Consider the following 21,969-nt stretch of genomic DNA (forward strand, 5'->3'; position numbering starts at 1 on the left):
GCCGTCTATCACTCACACGAATAACAGACGGCGCCCACAGACGGCTGTCAGAAACCTTCCAGCACGATCTTGCCCTTGGCCTTGCCGCTCTCCAGCAACGCGTGGGCCCGACGCAGGTTCGCTGCGTTGATTGCACCGAAGTGCTCGCCCACCGTGGTTTCCAGCGTGCCGGCGTCGATCAGTTCAGCCACGCGATTGAGCAGGTGGTGCTGTTCGATCATGTCCGGCGTCTCAAACATCGAGCGCGTGTACATGAATTCCCAGTGCAGCGACAGGCTCTTGCGCTTGAGCTTGCTCACGTCCAGCGCCTTGGGGTCGTCGATCAGCGCGAGCTTGCCCTGAGGTTGCAGCGCTTCGACCAGTTGGTCCAAGTGGTGCTCGGTCTGGGTCAGGCTGGCGACATGAGTCACTTGCGCCTCGCCCGCCTGGTGCAAGGCTTCGCTCAGCGGCTGGCTGTGGTCGATCACCCGATGGGCGCCCAGTGCTTTGGCCCATGCCTGGGTTTCCGGGCGCGAGGCGGTGCCGATCACCTTTAACGCTGTCAGTTGGCGGGCCAATTGGGTCAGGATCGAACCCACACCGCCGGCGGCACCCACGATCAGCAGGCTCTGGCCTTGATCCTCCTTGCCCTCGCGGATCTGCAGGCGCTCGAACAGCAGCTCCCAGGCCGTGATAGCGGTCAGCGGCAGCGCGGCGGCTTCGGCAAAGCCCAGGCTTTTGGGCATATGCCCGACGATGCGTTCGTCCACCGTGTGCAACTCGCTGTTACCGCCCGGGCGCGTCAGGGAACCGGCGTAGAACACTTTGTCGCCGGCCTTGAACAGGCTCACGTCGCTGCCGACCGCCTTGACCACGCCGGCGACATCCCAGCCCAGCACCTTGGCGGTACCGGGTTCCGGGGCGACGTTCTGGCGCACCTTGGTGTCCACCGGGTTGACCGAGATGGCTTTGACTTCCACCAGCAGGTCGCGCGGGCCGGCGACGGGGGCCGGCAGTTCGATGTCTTGCAGGGACTGTGGGTCGTTGATGGGCAATGACGCGTAGTAGGCAATGGCTTTCATGGGGGCTCCGGAAAAGGGCAGTGATCAGGCCAGAAAATTCAGGCGCTTGAGTTCGAAATGTTCGAGTACATCCGCCGCTTGGGCGCGGAAGTCCTGGATATGCGCGCTCTGGTCGTGGGCGGCCAACGCAGTATCGTCGCGCCAGCGTTCGAGCATGTAGAAGGTTTCGGGGTGCTGCTGGTCCTGGTGCAGGTCGTATTGCTCGCAGCCGGCTTCATGGCGCGTGGGTGCCAGCAGGCCGCGCAGCAGGGTTTCCAGGGTGGCCTGTTGGCCGGGTTTGGCGATCAGTGTGGCGATAACGTTAAAGGCAGCGGACATAAGCGACTCCTGGCACGTTGGCAATGGGATGGGCAGATGATTGGCTATTTCCAGGCAACATAAAAGCGGCTAAAACAGCGGGCTGTTTCAATGGAATTTTGATAATGCTGCGCTTTGACGATTTGCAACTGTTTGTACGTGCGGCGGATTTGGGCAGCCTGTCGGCGGCGGCGCGGGTGATGGACTTATCGCCGGCCGTGGCCAGTGCGGCGCTCAAGCGCATCGAGCAGCAGCTGGGCGCGCGTTTGCTGGCGCGCTCCACCCGTAGCCTGCGCTTGACCGCCGAAGGCGAGGGGTTTCTTGAGTATGCCCGCGCGGCGCTGGGTTCCCTGGATGAGGGGCGGCGCTTGTTGGCCAGCGGGCAGGACCATGTCAGCGGAGTCCTGCAACTGTCGGCACCGTCGGACTTCGGCCGTAACCAGTTATTGCCGTGGCTGGATGACTTCCAGCGTGAACACCCGCAACTCAATGTGCGCCTGTTGCTGGGCGATCGGATCGCCGACCTGTTTCGCCAGCCGGTGGATATCGCCCTGCGCTACGGCGAACCCGAGGACTCCAGCCTGGTGGCGTTGCCGGTGGCGCCGAACAATGTTCGCGTGCTGTGTGCCGCCCCCAGCTACCTGGCGCGTCACGGCGAACCCCGGCACCTGGAGCAACTGGCCCAGCACAATTGCCTGTTGTATAGGCTCGGCGGCCGCGTGCATGACCATTGGGTTTTTCACGACGGCAAGCGCGATATCAGTCTGACGGTCAGCGGCAACCGTTTCAGCGATGACGCCGATGTGGTGCGGCGCTGGGCCGTGGCCGGTGTGGGCATCGCCTATAAATCCTGGCTGGATGTGAGCACCGACGTGCTCGCCGGGCGTCTGCGCCTGGTCCTGCCGCAACTGCGCGGCGAGGCCACGACGCTCAATCTGTTGTGCGCGCACCGGACGCACTTGAGCAAACCGATCAACCTGTTGCGGGAAATGCTTGTGTCCCGCTGTGCGATCCTGACCGCGCAGATGCCGGAGCCGGCAGGCACCGACCAATAGACTCCATCACAGCAGGAAATTTCACTCAGGTTCTGTCCCTATCCACGCTGTAAGACCGCGCGGAACCGGCGGTTGGCGCACCTATACTTTGCCGCCAACCGCAGCAGAAACGTGATTCGACAGGGAGTGAACAGATGGAAGCAGCACCTTGTATCAGCCAGATCGCTGGCTTGCTGGCCGAGCCAAAACGCATTGCCATGCTCTGGGCCTTGATGGACGGTTCCGCCAAGTCGTCGGAGGAGTTGGCGAGGCTGGCCGGGCTGACGCCGGCGTCGGCCAATGCGCATTTGGCGCGGCTCATCGGCAGTGGGCTGCTGCGCGCCGAGGCTCGACGTGGCCGGCGCCTGTTCCGTGTGGCGGCCGCCGATGTCAGCCATGCCATCGATGCCTTGGCCAGCACTACCCTGGCCAGTGCGGCCCGCGCCGCGCCGGATGCTCCGTTGCCGGTCCTGGCGGCACCGCCGGCATTGCGCCAAGCGCGGCTGTGCCACGGCCACCTGGGGGGCGAGCTGGCGGCGGGGTTGTACGCGCGCATGAGGGCGGCGGGGTGGATCGAGCGTTATGAGCAGCGCCTGGATATCACCGTCAAAGGCGCGCATCAGCTGGCGAGCCTGGGTATTTTTACCCAGGCGCTGGCCTCGCCCCTGGCGTGCGATTGTTTTGACTGGAGCCAACAGCATCCGCATCTGGGCGGTACATTGGGTGCGGGGTTGTTGCAGCTGTTCCTGCAGTCCAACTGGGTCAGCCTGGTCAACGAGTCCCGGGCCCTGCAGATCAATGCCGTGGGGCACGCGGAGATCGCTCGCCTGGCCGCGAACGAGTAAGGCTGGCCGCGCGGTCGTCGCTTAGAGTTTCAATCAGGTCGCATCCAGCAATAACCCGGAAAAAGCATGCCGCACACTCGCCGAGGGTTTTTTTCAACAGGGGGTGCGGCATGGGTATGCAAGGTTTCAGTGCGGCGGAACGGCTCGAACGGTTACCCATCAGCGGTTATCACCGGGTGATTTTTATCATCATCGCCTTGGCGTTTTTCTTCGACTCCATGGACCTGGCGATGATGACGTTCCTGCTGGGTTCGATCAAAGCCGAATTCGGCTTGAGCACCGCCCAGGCAGGCCTGCTCGCCAGTTCGAGTTTTTTCGGCATGGTGGTGGGCGCGTCTTTGTCCGGGATGCTTGCCGATCGTTTCGGGCGTAAGCCGGTGTTCCAGTGGAGCATTGTGTTGTGGGGGATTGCCAGCTACCTGTGTTCGACGGCGCAATCCGTGGAGATGTTGACGCTGTTTCGTATCCTGCTGGGGATCGGCATGGGCATGGAGTTTCCGATTGCGCAGTCGATGCTGTCCGAGCTGATCCCGGCCAAGGCACGCGGGCGTTATATCGCGTTGATGGACGGTTTCTGGCCGTTGGGCTTTGTCGCGGCGGGGGTGCTCTCGTATTTCCTGCTGCCGGTGATCGGCTGGCGCGACATCTTCCTGGTGCTGGCGGTACCGGCGGTGTTTGTGCTGGCGATTCGCTTTTTCATCCCTGAGTCGCCGCGCTGGTTGGAACAGGCTGGACGCCATGACGCGGCGGACAAAGTGTTGCTGGGGATCGAGCACAAAGTGCGCACCTCTCTGGGGCGCGCCGACTTGCCGGAACCGATTGGCCTGCCACGGGTGCAGAGCGTGCCGGGGAATTTCTTTTCGGCATTCCAGCAATTGTGGTCGGCGCAGTATCGCCGGCGCACGCTGATGATCTGGAGCGTCTGGTTCTTTGCCTTGCTCGGTTTCTACGGGCTGACCTCATGGCTGAGCGCGCTGTTGCAGCAGTCCGGTTTTGCGGTGACCCAATCGGTGTATTACACGGTGATCATTTCCCTGGGCGGGATTCCCGGCTTTTTGATGGCGGCCTGGTTGGTCGAGCGCTGGGGGCGTAAGCCGGTGTGCGTGGTGACGCTGCTGGGCGGCGGTGTGATGGCGTTTCTGTATGGGCAGAGTGCGGTGTTTGGCGGCAATGTCGGTTTGCTGATCACCACCGGACTGTTGATGCAGTTCTTTTTGTTTGGCATGTGGGCGGTGCTCTATACCTACACGCCGGAGTTGTACCCCACCTCGGCGCGAGCGACCGGGTCCGGGTTCGCCTCGGCGATCGGTCGGGTCGGCTCATTGCTCGGGCCGCTGGTGACCGGACTGGTATTTCCGGTGACCGGGCAGGGCGGGGTGTTTGCCCTGGGCGCGTTGTGTTTTGCGGTGGCGGCGCTGGTGGTGTGGGTGTTCGGGATGGAGACGAAGGGCAAGACCCTCGAAGAATTGGCCGAAGCCTGAAAACCGTGGCCAAAAAAGAAGGGAGGGTGCAGGCACCCTCCCTTTTTTGTTACGGCTTGATCAACCGCGCATCCAGGCTGTTCTGCGCCAGGCGTTTGGCCTGGTCCTGGGTCATGCCCAAGGATTCATACAGCGCGTGGAAGTTTTCGGTGACATAGCCGCCGAAATACGCCGGGTCGTCCGAGTTCACCGTCACTTTCACGCCCCGTTCGAGCATGTCGAGGATGTTGTGCTGGGCCATGTCGTCGAACACGCAGAGCTTGGTGTTCGACAACGGGCACACGGTGAGCGGGATCTGTTCGTCGATAATGCGTTGCATCAGGCGCTCGTCTTCGATAGCGCGCACGCCGTGGTCGATACGCTCGATTTTCAGCAGGTCGAGGGCTTCCCAGATGTATTCCGGTGGGCCTTCTTCGCCGGCGTGGGCCACGGTGAGGAAGCCTTCATGCCGTGCGCGATCGAACACGCGCTGGAACTTGCTTGGCGGGTGGCCCATTTCCGAGCTGTCCAGGCCAACGGCCACGAACGCATCGCGGAACGGCAGGGCCTGGTCCAGGGTTTTCTCGGCTTCTGCTTCGCTCAGGTGGCGCAGGAAGCTGAGGATCAAACCGCTGGTGATACCCAATTGCTGTTCGCCATCTTTGAGCGCGGCGGCGATGCCGTTCAGCACCACTTCGAAGGGGATGCCACGATCGGTGTGGGTTTGCGGATCGAAGAATGGTTCGGTGTGGATCACATTCTGGGCTTTGCAACGCAGCAGGTAGGCCCAGGTCAGGTCATAGAAGTCCTGGGAGGTGCGCAGTACATCGGCGCCCTGGTAGTACAGGTCGAGAAATTCTTGCAGGTTGTTGAAGGCGTAAGCCTTGCGCAGGGTGTCGACGTCGTTCCACGGCAGCGCGATTTTATTGCGCTCGGCCAGGGCAAACAGCAGCTCAGGCTCCAGCGAGCCCTCCAGGTGCAGGTGCAGTTCGGCCTTGGGCAGGGCGTTGAGCCAATCGTACATGTCTAAATTCTCATCAGGTGCAATCGCCGCATTCTACAGGCCATGGCTGAAATAATCGGCAAAACCTGACCAGCAGGAGAGTATTGGTTTAACTCGCGCAAGGGCGACGTGAACTAAGGTGTAACGAAACGTTAGCGGCGTGGCGCAGTCTGTACCCCATCAATGACTGATTTGCCGCACTAAAAGGCCCGGAATGCTCACATCCCTCAAGCAAGAAAAATTCATGCTGCTGGCGCTGATTGCCGCCATCGCCGCCTATCCGCTGGAGCATTGGATGCTGCACAGCGGGCAAATGGTGGCGTTGCTCGCGGGGTTGGCGTTGATTGCGTTTATCGTGATGGCGTCGATGCGCGTGGCGCACCATGCCGAGCAACTGGCGGAAAAAGTCGGCGACCCCTACGGCACCATGATCCTGACACTCGCGGCCGTGCTGGTGGAGGTGGTGATCCTGGCGATCATGATGAGTAACGAACCGTCACCGACCCTGGTGCGCGACACCATTTACTCGGCGGTGATGCTCGACATCAACGGCATCCTGGGTCTGGCCGCGCTGATGGGCGGGATCAAACATGGCGAACAGTCCTACAACGACGATTCGGCGCGCACCTACAGTGTGATGATCCTCACTGCCATGGGTGTATCGATGGTCGTGCCGGAATTTATCCCCGAGGGCGACTGGAAAATTTACTCAGCGTTCACCATCGGCGCGATGGTCGTGCTGTACACCTTGTTCCTGAGGATGCAGGTGGGGCCGCACAGTTATTTCTTCAGCTACAGCTACCCGGAAAAACGCCGTAAGAAGTTGCCGACGCAAGAGGAAGCGGCGCCGGTCAGCCTGGCGTTTTCCATTGGTACTTTGGTGTTTGGCGTGGTGGTGATCGGTGCGTTGGCGGAGGTGATGTCCAAGACCCTCGACCTTGGCCTTGAAGGCACCGGCGCGCCGCCGGTGGTGACGGCGATTGTGGTGGCGGCCATTTCGGCAGCGCCGGAAATCCTGACGGCCTTGCGCGCCGCCTTGGCCAACCGAATGCAGTCGGTGGTTAACATCGCGTTGGGCGCCTCGTTGTCGACGGTGATCCTGACTGTGCCGGTGATGGAGGCCATGGCGCTCTACACCGGCCAACCGTTCCAGATGGCAATGACCCCCGTGCAAACCGTGATGGTGTTTATCACGTTGATCGTCAGTGCGATCAACCTCAACGATGGCGAGACGAATGCCATCGAAGGGATGACCCACTTTGTGCTGTTTGCGACCTTTATCATGTTGTCGCTGCTGGGCCTGTAAGCTGCGCCGAACCCCGCAGGCGAGGGGGCTGGATCAGGTTCCGGCGATCAACGCTCGCGCCGCCTGGGTGTGATCGGCGATCAGGCCTTTCAAATCCACGCCTTCCACCTGTCCGTCGATGACTCGCCATTGTCCGCCGATCATCACCCGGTCCGCTCGGTCGGCGCCGCACAGCAGCAGCGCCGAAATCGGGTCATGGCTGCCGGAAAAGCGCAGCTCGTCGAGCTTGAATAGCGCCAGGTCGGCTTGTTTGCCGACGGCCAATTCGCCGATGTCCGTACGGCCCAACAACTGTGCCGAGCCTTTGGTGGCCCAGCCGAGCACGCCCTCGGGGGTGATGTGCTGCGCGCCATAACGCAGGCGCTGGATATACAGGGCTTGGCGCGCCTCGAGGATCATGTTCGACGCATCGTTGGAGGCCGAGCCGTCCACGCCCAGGCCGATCGGCGCACCGGCGGCGATCAGGTCCAGGGTCGGGCAGATGCCCGAGGCCAGGCGCATATTGGAACTTGGGCAATGACAGATCCCGGTGCCGGCCTGCCCCAGGCGTGCAATTTCATCCGGGTTGAAATGAATGCCGTGGGCCAGCCAGGTGCGTGGGCCGAGCCAGCCGACGCTGTCGAGGTAATCCACCGTGCGCAGGCCGAAACGTTGCAGGCAAAAATCTTCTTCGTCGAGGGTTTCGGCCAGGTGAGTGTGCAGGCGCACATCCAGTTGAGTGGCCAGGTCGGCGCTGGCGCGCATGATGTGCGGCGTGACTGAAAACGGCGAGCAAGGTGCCAGGGCAATCTGGATCTGTGCGCCGTCGCCGCGTTGATGGTAGGCGCGGATCAGGCGCTGGCTGTCGTCCAGGATCACCTGGCCTTGTTGCACGGTCTGTTGCGGTGGCAGGCCGCCATCGGCCTCGCCCAGGCTCATGGAACCGCGCGTGAGCATCGCGCGCATGCCCAGTTCGCGCACGCTGTCCACTTGCACGTCGATAGCGTGTTCCAGGCCGTCGGGGAACAGGTAGTGGTGGTCGGCCGCCGTGGTGCAGCCGGAGAGCAACAGTTCGGCCAACGCCACTTTCGTGGCCAGGGCGAGCCTTGCCGGGGTCAGCCGCGCCCAGACCGGGTAGAGGGTTTTCAGCCACGGAAACAAGGGCTGATTGACCACGGGCGCCCAGGCGCGGGTGAGGGTCTGGTAGAAGTGATGATGGGTGTTGATCAGACCGGGCAGGACCACATGCTCATGGGCGTCGAATACCTGTGAACAAGGCTGCGCAGGTACTTGGCCGAGTGCCAGCACTTGGACGATTACGCCGTCTTGCACCACCAGGCCGCCACGGGCATCGAGACCATTGGCGGTGAAAATCGCGAGGGGGTTTTTTAACCAGATACGGGTCGCAGGCATTGGCCGGCTCCTCTGAATGATGGGTTCAGGTTTGCCAGCTCAGTGTTGCCCTGTCTGCTGATCCAGGGTCGCCGGTGGGGCGAGGCGCTAGATTACGTGGAGTTCGGTTTGTAGGAAAGTGGATTGATTTGTGTGGGAAGGACAACCCCCTCCCACATGTATTTCCTTAATGTTCACCAGGCAATGGTGTCGCCTTTGTAGTCCACGAAGTGATGGCCACCCTTGCCGCTGAAGGCGTTCACTTGATCCACCAGGCCGCGCACGCTGGTGTCGACATCGATGTGTGCGTTTTCGCCGCCCATGTCGGTTTTCACCCAGCCCGGGTGCATTGACAGTACGGTGAGCCGATGGTCGCCAAGCTGGGTGATGAAGCTGTTGGTCATGGAGTTGAGCGCGGCCTTGCTGGCCTTGTACAGCGCCATGTCGGAGCCGTCGGCAATGGTGACGCTGCCCAGCACCGAACTCATGAACGCCAACACGCCACTGTCTTTGCGGATTTGCCCGACAAAACGCTGGGCCAGGTTGATCGGCGCTACGGCGTTGGTGAAGAACAACTTGCCGACTTCGGCGAGGGTGGCGTGGCCGGGTTCCTGGTTATCCGGGCCTTTGACGCCGGCATTGACGAACAGCAGATCGAAGGTGCGGTCCTTGAGCCGCTGATTCAGGGCGATTACGGCTTGCTGATCGTCCATGTCGAGTCTCTCGATCTGCACCGGACCAACGGCTTTCAGCGCATCGGCCTTGTTCGGATCGCGCACGGTGGCGGTCACGTCCCAACCGTCCTGGAGCAGTTGCTTGACCAGGCCGAGGCCCAGCCCACGGGAGGCGCCGATGATCAATGCGGTTTTTGACGTAGACATGAAAGGCTTCCTATGAAATCGCGGTTCAGGGAGTTTCAGCGCACAACAGTAGCAGTTTCAGCGTTGCAGGAGGATGCGGCCACGGCTCAAGTCGGCGAGTTGGGTCTGCAGGGTTTCGATCTGCGCCTCGCCCAGGGCCAGTTGCAGTTCGACGCCATTGGCGGTGAAGGTTTCTTCCACCACCAGCCCGCCCAGTTCGGCCACACGCAGTTTGACCAGATTCAATTCGGAGAAACCGCAGGCACAGGTCAACGGCACGCGGCTGATCAGCTCGATGCGCTCGGCGTTTTGCAAGCATTTATTCGCGCCACCGCCATAGGCACGGGCGAGCCCTCCGGTGCCCAGTTGGATGCCGCCGTACCAACGGATAACCAGTACCGCGACCTGGTCGAAGCCTTGCGCCTCGATGGCGGCCAGGATCGGTCGGCCGGCCGTGCCGCCAGGTTCGCCATCGTCGTTGCTGCGGTACTGATCGCCCAGTTTCCAGGCCCAGCAGTTGTGCGTGGCGTCTTGGACACTGTGCTGCTCGAAAAACGCCTGGGCGTCCTGGGGGCTGGTAATCGGTGCGGCGAGGGTTATAAAGCGGCTTTTGCGTATCTCTTCACGAAACTCGCAAAGGCCGGTGAGCGTGAAAGGCATAGGTTGCTTCGTCTAGAGGGCCGGCTTGATGCCGCAGCCTTTGAGAATGATATGGATCAGGTTGGTGCCGGCGTCGTCCATGTCTTGTTTGGTCAGGCGAGTGCGCCCGGTGACACGGCAGATCTGGGTGGCGAAGTCGGCGTAGTGCTGGGTGCTGCCCCACAGCAGGAAGATCAGGTGGACGGGGTCGACAGGGTCCATTTTGCCGGCGTCGATCCACGCCTGGAACACCGCCGCGCGCCCGCTGAACCAGGCGCGGTAGTCCTGGCTGAAATATTCGGTGAGGCATTCGCCGCCGCTGATGATTTCCATGGCGAAGATCCGCGAGGCCTGGGGCTGGCGGCGTGAAAACTCCATTTTGGTGCGGATATAGCGGGTCAGTGCTTCGGCGGGATCGTCCTCGGCGGTCAGAGCGTTGAAGGTACTGTCCCACAGCTCGAGGATATTGCTGAGCACCGCGATATACAGGCCCAGCTTATTGGTGAAGTAGTAATGCAAGTTAGCCTTGGGCAGCCCGGCGCTGGCAGCAATGGTATTCATGCTGGTGCCCTTGTAACCATGACGCGCGAACTCATCTTCAGCAGCCTGCAGAATCGCTTGTTCGTTCTTTTGCCGAATGCGGCTGGCGGGCTTACCGGCGTGGTTGCTGTGGGCAGGAACTTCGAGGCTCATGGAGATTACCGTGCTGATCGATAGAGACGACGTGTGCACAGATAACCCACCCTCAAGCCCCAGACAAGTCCCGATGCAATAAAACCGTCAAAGTGATTCCAGCGTGTCGCTTTCCACTGCGTGGTTTGCGGCAGCACCGGGGGTTTTGGCTTCCGGCAGCAGCAGGCACAGCACAATCGCAGTCAGGCCGCCGCTGGTGATGGCGGAGTCGAACAGGTTCTGTATCAGTGCGGGCATCAGGTGCAGCAGGTTCGGTTGAGCGGCGATTCCCAGGCCGACGCCGAATGAAGTGGCGATGATCAGCATGCTGCGTCTGTCCAGTGGCGCCTGCGCAAGGATACGCACGCCTGCGGCGGCGACACTGCCGAACATCACCAGGGTCGCGCCGCCCAATACCGGCTTGGGGATTTGCTGCAGCACCGCCCCGATCAGCGGAAACAGACCGAGGCAAAACAGCACTCCACCGATATATAAGCCGACGTAACGGCTGGCGACGCCGGTGAGTTGGATCACGCCGTTGTTCTGCGCGAAGGTGGTGTTGGGAAATGCACTGAAGGTGGCGGCGATCATGCAGCTCACACCGTCGCCCAGCACGCCGCCTTTGAGTCGGCTTATATAGGAGGGGCCGCTGATGGGCTGGCGGGCGATCATGCAATTGGCGGTCAGGTCGCCGACGGTTTCGATGCTGCTGATCAGATAGATCAGTGCAATCGGTAGGAAAGCGCTCCAGTCGAAGTTGAAACCAAACCGAAACGGTATCGGCAAACTGACCAGAGGCAAATTCGGCAGGGACTGAGGCACCAGCTTGCCACTAAACCAGGCCGCCAGACTCCCCAGGGCCAGGCCGATGATGATCGCCGAAAGGCGCACCCACGGCGTGTCCGAGCGATTGAGCAAAATGATCGTCAGCACCACGAACAGCCCCAGCGCCAGGTTGGTGGGAGCGCCGAAATCGGCGGCATTGAAGCCGCCGCCCAGGTCGGTAATGCCGACTTTGATCAGGCTGATGCCGATCAGCGTAATCACGATGCCGGTGACCAGCGGTGTGATTACGCGGTGCAACTGGCCAATGAAACGGCTGAGGACGATCTGCACGGCTGCGCCGAAAAAACACACGCCGAAGATCATCGCCATGATGTCTTCCGGGCTGCCGCCGCGTTGTTTGACCAGAAAACCGGCTGACAGCACCGCGCCGAGAAACGCAAAACTGGTGCCTTGCAGGCAGATCATTCCGGCGCCAATACCAAATGGCCTACGCGCCTGGATGAATGTGCCTACACCGGACACCATCAAGGCCATGCTGATCAGGTAGGGCAAATGTGCAGTAAGGCCGAGGGTGGAGCCGATGATCAGCGGCGGGGTAATGATTCCGACAAACGCGGCCAACACATGTTGCAGAGCGGCCAAGAGGGCGGCGGCGGGTTTCGGGCGATCGTTGAGGCCGTAGATCAAATCGCTGGGGGTGGAAGATTCAGGTGGCATGGCGGGCAAACTCTAGGCGGACGGTTCCAAGTCCTGATGCCCTTGCAAAAAGCTGTCCAGCTGCTCAACTTTTGTGCCTGGGCCTGAATTAGCGCGTTGCGGCCAGGCTGTCGAGAAAGCTTTCCAGCACCAAATGAGGGCGACGGCCCTTGCGCGTGACCGATGCCAGGCTCAAATCGTAAAAACGTGTAGTCGGTTTCAGCGCGCGCAGTCGGCCTTGTTGCACCCAGAGGCCTGCGTAGTGATCGGGCAAATAGCCGATGTAGCGACCGGTGAGGATCAGGAATGCCATGCCTTCGCGGTCCGAGGCGCTGGCGGTGCAATTGAGCGCCTGATAGCGGGCCTGGATGTCCGCGGGCAGGCGGAAGGTCGGGGCAATGGCGTCCTGGCTGTCGATGCGTGCGTCGTCCAGCGCCTTGTCGTCGGCATAGAACAGCGGATGACCCACCGCGCAGTAGAGCAGCGAACGTTCACTGTAGAGCGGCTGGTATTCCAGGCCGGACAGAGCGCTGGCCTGAGGCACGACGCCCACATGCAGGCGGCCATCGAGTACGCCTTGTTCCACTTCGTTGGGCGCGATCATGCGGATTTGTATCTGCACGTCCGGCCCGCGTTCTTTCAATTGTGCCAAGGCATGTGTAATGCGCATGTGGGGCAGGGTGACGAGGTTGTCGGTCAGACCGATGATCAACTCGCCACGCAAATGCTGGTGCAAGCCATTGACCTCGGTGCGAAAACTCTCCAGCGCGCTCAACAATTGCAGGGCGCACTGGTACACCTCGCGACCTTCTTCGGTGAGTGAGAACCCCGCGCGGCCACGTTGGCAAAGTCTTAGACCCAGTCGCTGTTCGAGATCGCTCATTTGTTGGCTGATGGCCGAGCGCCCGATGCCGAGCACGGTTTCGGCGGCAGAGAACCCGCCGCATTCCACCACGCTGCGGAAGATGCGCAATAAACGAATATCGAAGTCGCTGACTTGGGCCAGGGGGTCGGGACGACGGATGCTCATAGTTTAGTGACGCCCTGACTGAAGGTTAGAAGAGTTGAATTTCACCGACTTTATCGTCGTGTCAATTTAGCTGCAAGAACGCTTTTCAATCCCGACGCTGCCTTTTGCCCTGCGAGGTTTTGCTGATGAACATGCCCGAAAACGCCCCTTCGTCCCTGGCCAGCCAACTGAAATTGGATGCGCATTGGATGCCGTACACCGCCAACCGCAATTTTCAGCGCGATCCACGTTTGATCGTCGCGGCCGAGGGCAGTTGGCTGACGGATGACAAAGGGCGCAAGGTTTATGACTCGCTGTCGGGTCTTTGGACCTGTGGCGCCGGGCACACGCGCAAGGAAATCCAGGAGGCGGTGGCCAGGCAGTTGGGCACCTTGGACTACTCGCCTGGCTTTCAGTACGGTCATCCGCTGTCCTTCCAACTGGCGGAAAAGATCACCGACCTCACACCCGGCAACCTTAATCATGTGTTCTTCACTGACTCCGGTTCTGAGTGCGCCGACACCGCGGTGAAAATGGTGCGTGCGTACTGGCGCCTCAAAGGTCAGGCCACCAAGACCAAGATGATTGGTCGTGCGCGTGGCTATCACGGTGTAAACATCGCCGGCACCAGCCTCGGTGGTGTAAACGGCAACCGAAAGCTGTTTGGTCAGGGGCTGATGGATGTGGATCACCTGCCCCACACCTTGCTGGCGAGCAATGCGTTTTCTCGAGGCATGCCGGAGCAGGGTGGCATCGCCTTGGCCGATGAGCTGCTCAAGTTGATCGAGCTGCATGATGCGTCGAATATCGCCGCGGTGTTTGTCGAGCCGATGGCGGGTTCGGCGGGCGTGCTGGTGCCGCCGCAGGGCTATCTTAAGCGTCTGCGTGAGATTTGCGACCAGCACAACATCCTGTTGGTGTTTGATGAGGTGATCACCGGTTTCGGTCGCACGGGTTCGATGTTCGGCGCCGACAGCTTCGGGGTGACGCCGGATTTGATGTGCATCGCCAAGCAGGTCACTAACGGCGCGATCCCGATGGGGGCGGTAATTGCCAGCAGCGAGGTCTATCACACCTTCATGAACCAGGCGACGCCGGAGTATGCGGTGGAATTCCCGCATGGCTACACCTACTCGGCGCACCCGGTTGCCTGTGCGGCGGGTCTGGCCGCTTTGGACCTGCTGCAGAAGGAAAATCTGGTGCAGAGCGTCGCCGAAGTGGCTCCGCACTTTGAGAATGCACTGCACGGTTTGAAGGGCAGCAAGAATGTGATCGATATTCGCAACTATGGCCTGGCGGGTGCGATCCAGATCGCCCCGCGTGACGGTGACGCCATCGTGCGCCCATTTGAGGCCGGCATGGCCCTGTGGAAAGCCGGGTTTTATGTGCGTTTTGGCGGGGACACCCTGCAGTTCGGACCAACCTTCAACAGTAAGCCGCAGGATCTGGATCGCCTGTTCGATGCGGTCGGCGACGTGCTGAACAAAATCGACTGATTTTTCCTTCTATATAGAACACTTTTTCAGGAGCCCTGCATGAGCCTTATCCAGCACTTGATCAACGGCGAGTTGGTCAACGACAACGGTCGCAGTGCCGACGTATACAACCCGTCCACCGGTCAGGTGATTCACCAAGTGCCTTTGGCCAGTCGTGAAACCATCCAGCGTGCAATCGACGCTGCCAAGGCGGCGTTCCCGGCTTGGCGTAATACACCGGCGGCCAAGCGCGCCCAGGTGATGTTTCGTTTCAAGCAGTTGCTGGAACAGAACGAGGCCCGTATCTCGCAATTGATCAGCGAGGAACATGGCAAGACGTTGGAAGATGCCGCCGGTGAGCTCAAGCGCGGGATCGAGAACGTGGAGTACGCGTGCTCGGCGCCGGAGATTCTCAAGGGGGAATACAGCCGTAACGTTGGTCCGAACATTGATGCGTGGTCGGACTTTCAGCCGTTGGGCGTGGTGGCGGGTATCACGCCGTTCAACTTCCCCGCGATGGTGCCTCTGTGGATGTACCCGCTGGCGATCGTCTGCGGCAACTGTTTCATTCTCAAGCCTTCGGAGCGCGATCCAAGCTCGACGCTGCTGATCGCGCAACTGTTGCAGGAAGCCGGTCTGCCTAGAGGCGTCCTCAGCGTGGTACACGGAGACAAGGGGGCGGTGGATGCGTTGATCGAGGCGCCTGAAGTTAAAGCGCTGAGCTTTGTAGGGTCGACGCCGATTGCCGAGTACATCTATTGCGAAGCGACCAAGCGCGGCAAACGCGTACAGGCGCTGGGCGGAGCGAAGAACCACGCGGTGTTGATGCCTGACGCGGATCTGGATAATGCGGTCAGTGCTTTGATGGGCGCTGCCTATGGTTCCTGCGGTGAGCGTTGCATGGCGATTTCGGTCGCGGTGTGCGTGGGTGACCAGGTCGCCGATGCACTCATTGCCAAGCTGGTGCCGCAGGTCAAGGCTTTGAAGATTGGTGCGGGCACCTCCTGCGGCCTGGATATGGGGCCATTGGTCACTGGTCAGGCGCGGGACAAGGTCAGCGGCTATATAGAAGACGGTGTGGCAGCCGGGGCTGAGTTGGTGGTCGATGGCCGCGGGCTAAGTGTTGCCGGGCATGAACAGGGATTTTTCCTGGGCGGCAGCCTGTTTGATCGCGTGACCCCTGAGATGCGTATCTATAAAGAAGAGATTTTTGGGCCGGTGCTGTGCGTGGTACGGGTGGACAGCCTGGAAGCGGCGATGCAGCTGATCAATGATCACGAGTACGGCAATGGCACCTGTATCTTCACCCGCGATGGTGAGGCGGCGCGTCTGTTCTGTGACGAAATCGAAGTGGGCATGGTGGGTGTGAACGTTCCATTGCCGGTGCCGGTGGCCTATCACAGCTTTGGTGGCTGGAAGCGCTCATTGTTTGGCGACTTGCATGCGTATGGGCCCGATGGTGTGCGTTTTTACACTCGTCGCAAGGCGATTACCCAGCGTTGGCCGCAGCGGGCCAGTCATGAAGCGTCGCAGTTTGCTTTCCCCAGCCTGTAAGACGCTGTAGCGAAAAGCCGGTTCGTAGGACCGGCTTTTGTGTTTTTGGGTGCATTTAGGTCGATATGACAGAATTGTGAAAATAGGGGTTGACGGCAGATTCCAGAAGTCTATAATTCGCCCCACTTCCGGCGCAGTCGAAACGGAAAACTCCTTGGTAAACAAAGAGTTACGCAGAATTCGACAGCGGATCGCTTCAGTTCATCGAAGCCCAGAAGGAGTTGGTAGGGCAAGGTTGTTTGGCTCTATTAACGTTTCGATCTTCTCGGTCGAAAGCGGAGAAAAAGAGGTGTTGACAGCAGCGTGTAACGCTGTAGAATTCGCCTCCCGCTAACGAGAGATCGGAAGCGCAAGTGGTTGAAGTTGTTGAAGAAATCTTCGAAAACTTCTGAAAATAATCACTTGACAGCAAATGAGGCTGCTGTAGAATGCGCGCCTCGGTTGAGACGAAAGATCTTAACCAACCGCTCTTTAACAACTGAATCAAGCAATTCGTGTGGGTGCTTGTGGAGTCAGACTGATAGTCAACAAGATTATCAGCATCACAAGTTACTCCGCGAGAAATCAAAGATGTAACCAACGATTGCTGAGCCAAGTTTAGGGTTTCTTAAAAACCCAAAGATGTTTGAACTGAAGAGTTTGATCATGGCTCAGATTGAACGCTGGCGGCAGGCCTAACACATGCAAGTCGAGCGGTAGAGAGAAGCTTGCTTCTCTTGAGAGCGGCGGACGGGTGAGTAATGCCTAGGAATCTGCCTGGTAGTGGGGGATAACGTTCGGAAACGGACGCTAATACCGCATACGTCCTACGGGAGAAAGCAGGGGACCTTCGGGCCTTGCGCTATCAGATGAGCCTAGGTCGGATTAGCTAGTTGGTGGGGTAATGGCTCACCAAGGCGACGATCCGTAACTGGTCTGAGAGGATGATCAGTCACACTGGAACTGAGACACGGTCCAGACTCCTACGGGAGGCAGCAGTGGGGAATATTGGACAATGGGCGAAAGCCTGATCCAGCCATGCCGCGTGTGTGAAGAAGGTCTTCGGATTGTAAAGCACTTTAAGTTGGGAGGAAGGGCCATTACCTAATACGTGATGGTTTTGACGTTACCGACAGAATAAGCACCGGCTAACTCTGTGCCAGCAGCCGCGGTAATACAGAGGGTGCAAGCGTTAATCGGAATTACTGGGCGTAAAGCGCGCGTAGGTGGTTTGTTAAGTTGGATGTGAAATCCCCGGGCTCAACCTGGGAACTGCATTCAAAACTGACTGACTAGAGTATGGTAGAGGGTGGTGGAATTTCCTGTGTAGCGGTGAAATGCGTAGATATAGGAAGGAACACCAGTGGCGAAGGCGACCACCTGGACTGATACTGACACTGAGGTGCGAAAGCGTGGGGAGCAAACAGGATTAGATACCCTGGTAGTCCACGCCGTAAACGATGTCAACTAGCCGTTGGGAGCCTTGAGCTCTTAGTGGCGCAGCTAACGCATTAAGTTGACCGCCTGGGGAGTACGGCCGCAAGGTTAAAACTCAAATGAATTGACGGGGGCCCGCACAAGCGGTGGAGCATGTGGTTTAATTCGAAGCAACGCGAAGAACCTTACCAGGCCTTGACATCCAATGAACTTTCTAGAGATAGATTGGTGCCTTCGGGAACATTGAGACAGGTGCTGCATGGCTGTCGTCAGCTCGTGTCGTGAGATGTTGGGTTAAGTCCCGTAACGAGCGCAACCCTTGTCCTTAGTTACCAGCACGTTATGGTGGGCACTCTAAGGAGACTGCCGGTGACAAACCGGAGGAAGGTGGGGATGACGTCAAGTCATCATGGCCCTTACGGCCTGGGCTACACACGTGCTACAATGGTCGGTACAAAGGGTTGCCAAGCCGCGAGGTGGAGCTAATCCCATAAAACCGATCGTAGTCCGGATCGCAGTCTGCAACTCGACTGCGTGAAGTCGGAATCGCTAGTAATCGCGAATCAGAATGTCGCGGTGAATACGTTCCCGGGCCTTGTACACACCGCCCGTCACACCATGGGAGTGGGTTGCACCAGAAGTAGCTAGTCTAACCTTCGGGGGGACGGTTACCACGGTGTGATTCATGACTGGGGTGAAGTCGTAACAAGGTAGCCGTAGGGGAACCTGCGGCTGGATCACCTCCTTAATCGACGACATCAGCTGCTCCATAAGTTCCCACACGAATTGCTTGATTCATTGAAGAAGACGATAAGAAGCAGCCCGAAATTGGGTCTGTAGCTCAGTTGGTTAGAGCGCACCCCTGATAAGGGTGAGGTCGGCAGTTCGAATCTGCCCAGACCCACCAATTTTGTGTGGGAAACGCCTGTAGAAATACGGGGCCATAGCTCAGCTGGGAGAGCGCCTGCCTTGCACGCAGGAGGTCAACGGTTCGATCCCGTTTGGCTCCACCACTACTGCTTCTGTTGTATAAAGCTTAGAAATGAGCATTCCATCACTGCGATGGTGAATGTTGATTTCTAGTCTTTGACTAGTTCGTTCTTTAAAAATTTGGGTATGTGATAGAAAGATAGACTGAACGTTACTTTCACTGGTAACGGATCAGGCTAAGGTAAAATTTGTGAGTTCTCTTAATTGAGAAATTCGAATTTTCGGCGAATGTCGTCCTCACAGTATAACCAGATTGCTTGGGGTTATATGGTCAAGTGAAGAAGCGCATACGGTGGATGCCTTGGCAGTCAGAGGCGATGAAAGACGTGGTAGCCTGCGAAAAGCTTCGGGGAGTCGGCAAACAGACTTTGATCCGGAGATGTCTGAATGGGAACCCAGCATCATAAGATGGTTATCTTGTACTGAATACATAGGTGCAAGAGGCGAACCAGGGGAACTGAAACATCTAAGTACCCTGAGGAAAAGAAATCAACCGAGATTCCCTTAGTAGTGGCGAGCGAACGGGGACTAGCCCTTAAGTGGCTTTGAGATTAGCGGAACGCTCTGGAAAGTGCGGCCATAGTGGGTGATAGCCCTGTACGCGAAAATCTCTTAGTCATGAAATCGAGTAGGACGGAGCACGAGAAACTTTGTCTGAATATGGGGGGACCATCCTCCAAGGCTAAATACTACTGACTGACCGATAGTGAACTAGTACCGTGAGGGAAAGGCGAAAAGAACCCCGGAGAGGGGAGTGAAATAGATCCTGAAACCGTATGCGTACAAGCAGTGGGAGCCCACTTTGTTGGGTGACTGCGTACCTTTTGTATAATGGGTCAGCGACTTATTTTCAGTGGCGAGCTTAACCGAATAGGGGAGGCGTAGCGAAAGCGAGTCTTAATAGGGCGTCTAGTCGCTGGGAATAGACCCGAAACCGGGCGATCTATCCATGGGCAGGTTGAAGGTTGGGTAACACTAACTGGAGGACCGAACCGACTACCGTTGAAAAGTTAGCGGATGACCTGTGGATCGGAGTGAAAGGCTAATCAAGCTCGGAGATAGCTGGTTCTCCTCGAAAGCTATTTAGGTAGCGCCTCATGTATCACTGTAGGGGGTAGAGCACTGTTTCGGCTAGGGGGTCATCCCGACTTACCAAACCGATGCAAACTCCGAATACCTACAAGTGCCGAGCATGGGAGACACACGGCGGGTGCTAACGTCCGTCGTGAAAAGGGAAACAACCCAGACCGTCAGCTAAGGTCCCAAAGTTATGGTTAAGTGGGAAACGATGTGGGAAGGCTTAGACAGCTAGGAGGTTGGCTTAGAAGCAGCCACCCTTTAAAGAAAGCGTAATAGCTCACTAGTCGAGTCGGCCTGCGCGGAAGATGTAACGGGGCTCAAACCATACACCGAAGCTACGGGTATCACGTAAGTGATGCGGTAGAGGAGCGTTCTGTAAGCCTGTGAAGGTGAGTTGAGAAGCTTGCTGGAGGTATCAGAAGTGCGAATGCTGACATGAGTAACGACAATGGGTGTGAAAAACACCCACGCCGAAAGACCAAGGTTTCCTGCGCAACGTTAATCGACGCAGGGTTAGTCGGTCCCTAAGGCGAGGCTGAAAAGCGTAGTCGATGGAAAACAGGTTAATATTCCTGTACTTCTGGTTATTGCGATGGAGGGACGGAGAAGGCTAGGCCAGCTTGGCGTTGGTTGTCCAAGTTTAAGGTGGTAGGCTGAGATCTTAGGTAAATCCGGGATCTTAAGGCCGAGAGCTGATGACGAGTCATCTTTTAGATGACGAAGTGGTTGATGCCATGCTTCCAAGAAAAGCTTCTAAGCTTCAGGTAACCAGGAACCGTACCCCAAACCGACACAGGTGGTTGGGTAGAGAATACCAAGGCGCTTGAGAGAACTCGGGTGAAGGAACTAGGCAAAATGGCACCGTAACTTCGGGAGAAGGTGCGCCGGTGAGGGTGAAGGACTTGCTCCGTAAGCTCATGCCGGTCGAAGATACCAGGCCGCTGCGACTGTTTATTAAAAACACAGCACTCTGCAAACACGAAAGTGGACGTATAGGGTGTGACGCCTGCCCGGTGCCGGAAGGTTAATTGATGGGGTTAGCTAACGCGAAGCTCTTGATCGAAGCCCCGGTAAACGGCGGCCGTAACTATAACGGTCCTAAGGTAGCGAAATTCCTTGTCGGGTAAGTTCCGACCTGCACGAATGGCGTAACGATGGCGGCGCTGTCTCCACCCGAGACTCAGTGAAATTGAAATCGCTGTGAAGATGCAGTGTATCCGCGGCTAGACGGAAAGACCCCGTGAACCTTTACTATAGCTTTGCACTGGACTTTGAATTTGCTTGTGTAGGATAGGTGGGAGGCTTTGAAGCGTGGACGCCAGTCTGCGTGGAGCCATCCTTGAAATACCACCCTGGCAACTTTGAGGTTCTAACTCAGGTCCGTTATCCGGATCGAGGACAGTGTATGGTGGGTAGTTTGACTGGGGCGGTCTCCTCCTAAAGAGTAACGGAGGAGTACGAAGGTGCGCTCAGACCGGTCGGAAATCGGTCGTAGAGTATAAAGGCAAAAGCGCGCTTGACTGCGAGACAGACACGTCGAGCAGGTACGAAAGTAGGTCTTAGTGATCCGGTGGTTCTGTATGGAAGGGCCATCGCTCAACGGATAAAAGGTACTCCGGGGATAACAGGCTGATACCGCCCAAGAGTTCATATCGACGGCGGTGTTTGGCACCTCGATGTCGGCTCATCACATCCTGGGGCTGAAGCCGGTCCCAAGGGTATGGCTGTTCGCCATTTAAAGTGGTACGCGAGCTGGGTTTAGAACGTCGTGAGACAGTTCGGTCCCTATCTGCCGTGGACGTTTGAGATTTGAGAGGGGCTGCTCCTAGTACGAGAGGACCGGAGTGGACGAACCTCTGGTGTTCCGGTTGTCACGCCAGTGGCATTGCCGGGTAGCTATGTTCGGAATAGATAACCGCTGAAAGCATCTAAGCGGGAAACTAGCCTCAAGATGAGATCTCACTGGAACCTTGAGTTCCCTGAAGGGCCGTCGAAGACTACGACGTTGATAGGTTGGGTGTGTAAGCGCTGTGAGGCGTTGAGCTAACCAATACTAATTGCCCGTGAGGCTTGACCATATAACACCCAAGCAATTTGAGTCGAAAGGCCAGATTGCGGTGTATGAAGACGCAATGAACCGAAAGTTCGACGCTCACAAAACACCGACAGCTGTCACATACCCAATTTGCTGAAGCGAGGCCATCTGGCCGCGACTCAGTACCCGAATTTCTTGACGACCATAGAGCATTGGAACCACCTGATCCCATCCCGAACTCAGCAGTGAAACGATGCATCGCCGATGGTAGTGTGGGGTTTCCCCATGTGAGAGTAGGTCATCGTCAAGATTAAATTCCGAAACCCCAATTGCGAGAGCAGTTGGGGTTTTGTTTTGGGCGCTCGAAAAGCGCCACCGGC

Annotated in this window: 15 protein-coding genes, 2 tRNA genes and 3 rRNA genes; 11 read left to right on the plus strand and 9 right to left on the minus strand. The window is 58.3% G+C overall.

Features of this window, described 5'->3' with window-relative positions; translation table 11 throughout:
• Window positions 1–47: 47 nt before the first annotated feature.
• Both PSH94_RS03155 and PSH94_RS03160 read right to left on the minus strand, forming a co-directional pair.
• A complete protein-coding gene (locus PSH94_RS03155; protein ID WP_253510301.1) occupies window positions 48–1,061 on the minus strand; it encodes a zinc-binding alcohol dehydrogenase family protein in 1,014 nt (337 codons plus the stop codon).
• Window positions 1,062–1,085: 24 nt separating this feature from the next.
• Window positions 1,086–1,379, minus strand: a complete 294-nt coding sequence (locus PSH94_RS03160; RefSeq protein WP_305436441.1) for a putative quinol monooxygenase — start codon at window positions 1,377–1,379, stop codon at window positions 1,086–1,088.
• A 104-nt stretch (window positions 1,380–1,483) separates the two neighbouring features.
• Between PSH94_RS03160 and PSH94_RS03165 the strand changes: the two genes are divergently transcribed.
• From PSH94_RS03165 to PSH94_RS03175, 3 genes are all read left to right on the plus strand, one after another.
• Complete coding sequence (locus PSH94_RS03165) at window positions 1,484–2,413, plus strand: LysR family transcriptional regulator (RefSeq protein WP_305436443.1); 930 nt, start codon at window positions 1,484–1,486, stop codon at window positions 2,411–2,413.
• Window positions 2,414–2,547: 134 nt separating this feature from the next.
• Window positions 2,548–3,237 carry a helix-turn-helix transcriptional regulator gene (locus PSH94_RS03170; RefSeq protein ID WP_181080843.1) on the plus strand — a complete coding sequence of 230 codons (690 nt, stop codon included), beginning with the start codon at window positions 2,548–2,550 and terminating at the stop codon, window positions 3,235–3,237.
• Between the two features lie 110 nt (window positions 3,238–3,347).
• Entirely contained in the window at window positions 3,348–4,718 is a 1,371-nt protein-coding gene (locus tag PSH94_RS03175) for an MFS transporter (RefSeq protein WP_181080842.1), read from the plus strand.
• A 49-nt stretch (window positions 4,719–4,767) separates the two neighbouring features.
• On the opposite strand, the gene PSH94_RS03180 is transcribed toward PSH94_RS03175, so the two are convergent.
• On the minus strand, window positions 4,768–5,721 hold the full coding sequence (locus PSH94_RS03180; protein ID WP_181080841.1) for an adenosine deaminase: 954 nt from the start codon (window positions 5,719–5,721) through the stop codon (window positions 4,768–4,770).
• 193 nt (window positions 5,722–5,914) lie between these two features.
• Here PSH94_RS03180 and PSH94_RS03185 point away from each other — a divergent pair, with 193 nt between their 5' ends.
• Complete coding sequence (locus tag PSH94_RS03185) at window positions 5,915–7,006, plus strand: calcium:proton antiporter (RefSeq protein ID WP_181080840.1); 1,092 nt, start codon at window positions 5,915–5,917, stop codon at window positions 7,004–7,006.
• A 33-nt stretch (window positions 7,007–7,039) separates the two neighbouring features.
• On the opposite strand, the gene PSH94_RS03190 is transcribed toward PSH94_RS03185, so the two are convergent.
• From PSH94_RS03190 to PSH94_RS03215, 6 genes are all read right to left on the minus strand, one after another.
• Window positions 7,040–8,398: an 8-oxoguanine deaminase gene (locus tag PSH94_RS03190; protein WP_305436446.1), complete on the minus strand. Its 1,359-nt coding sequence runs from the start codon at window positions 8,396–8,398 to the stop codon at window positions 7,040–7,042.
• 173 nt (window positions 8,399–8,571) lie between these two features.
• A complete protein-coding gene (locus tag PSH94_RS03195) occupies window positions 8,572–9,258 on the minus strand; it encodes an SDR family oxidoreductase (RefSeq protein WP_305436448.1) in 687 nt (228 codons plus the stop codon).
• A 57-nt stretch (window positions 9,259–9,315) separates the two neighbouring features.
• Window positions 9,316–9,897, minus strand: coding sequence for a YigZ family protein (locus PSH94_RS03200; RefSeq protein WP_253510311.1), 582 nt, complete (start codon window positions 9,895–9,897; stop codon window positions 9,316–9,318).
• A 12-nt stretch (window positions 9,898–9,909) separates the two neighbouring features.
• The gene (locus PSH94_RS03205) at window positions 9,910–10,569 is read right to left on the minus strand and encodes a TetR/AcrR family transcriptional regulator (protein ID WP_181080836.1); all 660 of its coding nucleotides are present in this window, start codon (window positions 10,567–10,569) and stop codon (window positions 9,910–9,912) included.
• 87 nt (window positions 10,570–10,656) lie between these two features.
• Window positions 10,657–12,051, minus strand: a complete 1,395-nt coding sequence (locus PSH94_RS03210; RefSeq protein WP_181080835.1) for a uracil-xanthine permease family protein — start codon at window positions 12,049–12,051, stop codon at window positions 10,657–10,659.
• Window positions 12,052–12,139: 88 nt separating this feature from the next.
• Complete coding sequence (locus PSH94_RS03215) at window positions 12,140–13,060, minus strand: LysR family transcriptional regulator (RefSeq protein ID WP_181080834.1); 921 nt, start codon at window positions 13,058–13,060, stop codon at window positions 12,140–12,142.
• A gap of 125 nt (window positions 13,061–13,185) precedes the next feature.
• On the opposite strand from PSH94_RS03215, the gene PSH94_RS03220 reads away from it, so the two are divergent.
• The 7 genes from PSH94_RS03220 to rrf all read left to right on the plus strand — a co-directional run bounded on the left by PSH94_RS03220 (window position 13,186) and on the right by rrf (window position 21,899).
• Window positions 13,186–14,535 carry an aspartate aminotransferase family protein gene (locus tag PSH94_RS03220; protein ID WP_181080833.1) on the plus strand — a complete coding sequence of 450 codons (1,350 nt, stop codon included), beginning with the start codon at window positions 13,186–13,188 and terminating at the stop codon, window positions 14,533–14,535.
• A 39-nt stretch (window positions 14,536–14,574) separates the two neighbouring features.
• A complete protein-coding gene (locus PSH94_RS03225) occupies window positions 14,575–16,068 on the plus strand; it encodes a CoA-acylating methylmalonate-semialdehyde dehydrogenase (protein WP_181080832.1) in 1,494 nt (497 codons plus the stop codon).
• Window positions 16,069–16,695: 627 nt separating this feature from the next.
• Window positions 16,696–18,232, plus strand: a 16S ribosomal RNA gene (locus PSH94_RS03230).
• A gap of 82 nt (window positions 18,233–18,314) precedes the next feature.
• Window positions 18,315–18,391, plus strand: a tRNA-Ile gene (locus PSH94_RS03235).
• Between the two features lie 30 nt (window positions 18,392–18,421).
• Window positions 18,422–18,497, plus strand: a tRNA-Ala gene (locus PSH94_RS03240).
• A 246-nt stretch (window positions 18,498–18,743) separates the two neighbouring features.
• A 23S ribosomal RNA gene (locus PSH94_RS03245) occupies window positions 18,744–21,632 on the plus strand.
• A 151-nt stretch (window positions 21,633–21,783) separates the two neighbouring features.
• Window positions 21,784–21,899, plus strand: a 5S ribosomal RNA gene (rrf, locus tag PSH94_RS03250).
• Together the 16S, 23S and 5S rRNA genes with 2 tRNA genes alongside form the textbook arrangement of a ribosomal RNA operon.
• Window positions 21,900–21,969: the final 70 nt, after the last annotated feature.

It is taken from the genome of Pseudomonas sp. FP2254, assembly GCF_030687695.1.
Taxonomy (GTDB): domain Bacteria; phylum Pseudomonadota; class Gammaproteobacteria; order Pseudomonadales; family Pseudomonadaceae; genus Aquipseudomonas; species Aquipseudomonas quebecensis.